2 protein-coding genes and 1 pseudogene are annotated in these 2,374 nt (G+C 38.5%); 2 read left to right on the top strand and 1 reads right to left on the bottom strand.

Going from position 1 to position 2,374, the window contains the following annotated elements; genetic code table 11:
- Positions 1-168 (top strand): annotated as a pseudogene (locus tag G468_RS24975) (DUF2313 domain-containing protein); the annotation flags it as partial.
- Positions 161-1,228: a phage tail protein gene (locus G468_RS23255; protein WP_071846915.1), complete on the top strand. Its 1,068-nt coding sequence runs from the start codon at positions 161-163 to the stop codon at positions 1,226-1,228. The pseudogene G468_RS24975 and the gene G468_RS23255, both read left to right, overlap by 8 nt.
- 276 nt (positions 1,229-1,504) lie before the next feature.
- Here G468_RS23255 and G468_RS23250 read toward each other — a convergent pair whose 3' ends face one another.
- On the bottom strand, positions 1,505-2,083 hold the full coding sequence (locus G468_RS23250; protein ID WP_071846914.1) for a helix-turn-helix domain-containing protein: 579 nt from the start codon (positions 2,081-2,083) through the stop codon (positions 1,505-1,507).
- Positions 2,084-2,374 lie beyond the last annotated feature (291 nt).

The raw sequence follows: 2,374 nt of genomic DNA, 5'->3' as shown, positions 1-2,374 counted from the left end.
CCAGCCGATGCCAATGTACGCAGAATGACTTGCCGTAGTCCTTGCAATTCCTCACTTCGTACTTGGGGTGATGGTGTTGTTGAATGTGTGATTGAACGCCTATGCCCTTCACATACAAAAGTGCTTTTTGCTTATCCAGAAGGAAAAACAGGGGAAAATAATGCATAGAATTGATACGCCTACAGCCCAAAAAGATAAATTCGGATTGGGAAAAAACGGCTTTACCGATGGTGATCCAACTACGGGAACGCCAGCAACAGATTTAAATGAAGAAATATGTGACGCTTTGCAAGAAGAAGTTTGTACGGTGATTGAAAATCTTGGCATACGACTCGATAAAAACCAGCATGATCAACTTTATCAAGCCATTCAAAAGTTATCTGAAAAAGAAGCGAATAAGGCAAAAATGGCGTTGGTAGATACGGCTCCTGTAGATTTGAATACGTTGAAAAAAATAGCAAAGGCACTTGGCAATGATCCAAAATTTGCTGAAACTTGTAATACTATCTTTGCTAAGAAAAGTTCTAGAGACGTATTAACATCAGGTAGATTGATTGTTACTGGTGGAGTGGACTCAAAAGCTCCTGCATTACAGGTTAAATCTACAACTACGCATGGATATCTAGAATTAATCGCTGCTAATGGAAACACTTGGCGGATAGGTTCTAATAATAATGACCAACGTTCATATTTTGAAAAAGTTGGAAAATTTAGTATTTATTTCCCTGAAAAAGCGGGAACTTTAGCATTAATCTCTGATGTAGACGCCGTTAACAATTATCCAGTTGGAGCTCCTATCCCTTGGCCTCAAGCCACACCCCCGAAAGGTTATTTGATATGCAATGGTGATCCTTTTGATAAAGTCAAATGTCCTAAGTTGGCACTAGCATATCCATCAGGAAGGTTGCCGGATTTGCGAGGTTATTTTATTCGTGGTTGGGATGCTGGGAGAGATGTTGACCCAGACAGAGTGGTTTTAAGCTATCAAGAGGACGCAATACGAAATATAACCGGACGTATTGGATTTGTTCGACGAGGAGGGGCTGCGCCTCCTGTTTCAGCGGACGGCGCTTTTGGCATTACCGATTGGTGCAACGCAAGAGTCGCGGACGGCGCAAATGATGATTGGGGTGGCGTAGCTTCTTTTGATCCATCTAGAGTCGTTCCCACCGCAAACGAAAACCGTCCACGCAACATTGCTTTTAACTACATAGTGAGAGAGGCGTGACCGTTTTTCTCTGACAATTCGGGTGATATTCCGCTTCCTCGTCTGTTCGCTCACTACGTTCGGTCACAGACTTGCGGTGAGCGGTGTGAGTTAATTTTGGAAGGATTTTTTTTGTTTTTTTTATTTTCTTATAACTAAGATACTGATAATTGATAATTGATAATTGATATGATTATAATTTTTAACTCAGTCAGTTATAAATAATAACTTTTAATATCCTCGCCTGACATTGCCAGCAAAAAAAAACGAGGATATCAAATAGAGGATTAAAAGCGATCAAGAGGTTTTTTGCATCGTTTCAGGTAGCGCATCAGTTTCACCCTTATTTTTCTGCTCAATTCTATCCCAAATCTCTCTAACTGCTTGGTCATCAAGATCTTTGAGCATTAATGCGACAAATTTTCGGAATCCTCGTAAGTTAATAAGATCTTGATTTTCTTGTTCTAATAGCTCCATAAGAAACGTAGCGCCTTTTCTAGATAATACATTCTGGAGTTTTTTTAATTCCTTATCATTCAACGTAGATAAGCTGGTAAGAATAGCTTTTTTTGGTGAAATTTCAGGAACTCCATCCTTTACTTTTAATGTGATTTCAGTTGTTTCTATTTCTGATAAATCAGGGGCAATCTGTACCGATGTTGGGACTGTGGTATCGGTCATTAACCACATAGTGTATTTATTGAATTTTGGTACTTGTAATGTCTTTTCTGCTATTAATGCTTTAGCTTCATTTTGATTAGCTTCATAATTTCGTATTGTCCCAAGTGATAAGCCTGTAATTTCAGCAAATTCTTTTTGAGTCATTCCCTCTGCTTTTCTAATAGCTTTTAATTTATCTGCATAATTTCTTGACATAATAATCTCCTGATGACTAAAATGAAAAAGATAATAATTTAATTATCTTTTTTGGTATGAAAGATTTCTCAAAGCTATTAATTTAGCAATTGAGGTAAAAGCACCAATAGTAGATTAACAGAAGCAGTACTAAAGGGCGATTAGTCCTCTACAGCAATTAAGGCTGTTAAAGTTCTTTAACAATTTGGTATCAGCAAAAAAAAGTCAGGGAAGTTGCGCCTGTAATTTGCTGATAGCCGAGCATGAAGTTTATGCGAGGCGGAGTTGAGCCTACGGACGTAGGGACTTTCC

It is taken from the genome of Arsenophonus nasoniae DSM 15247 (assembly GCF_000429565.1).
Lineage (GTDB): Bacteria > Pseudomonadota > Gammaproteobacteria > Enterobacterales > Enterobacteriaceae > Arsenophonus > Arsenophonus nasoniae.
Note: the sequence above shows the minus strand (reverse complement) of the source record. Positions and strands in the feature narration are given on the sequence as shown.

Bases quoted from the DNA above. Each gene is read 5' to 3' on its own strand.
- G468_RS23250 (WP_071846914.1), bottom strand. From the start codon at position 2,083: ATGTCAAGAAATTATGCAGATAAATTAAAAGCTATTAGAAAAGCAGAG.
- G468_RS23255 (WP_071846915.1), top strand. From the start codon at position 161: ATGCATAGAATTGATACGCCTACAGCCCAAAAAGATAAATTCGGATTG.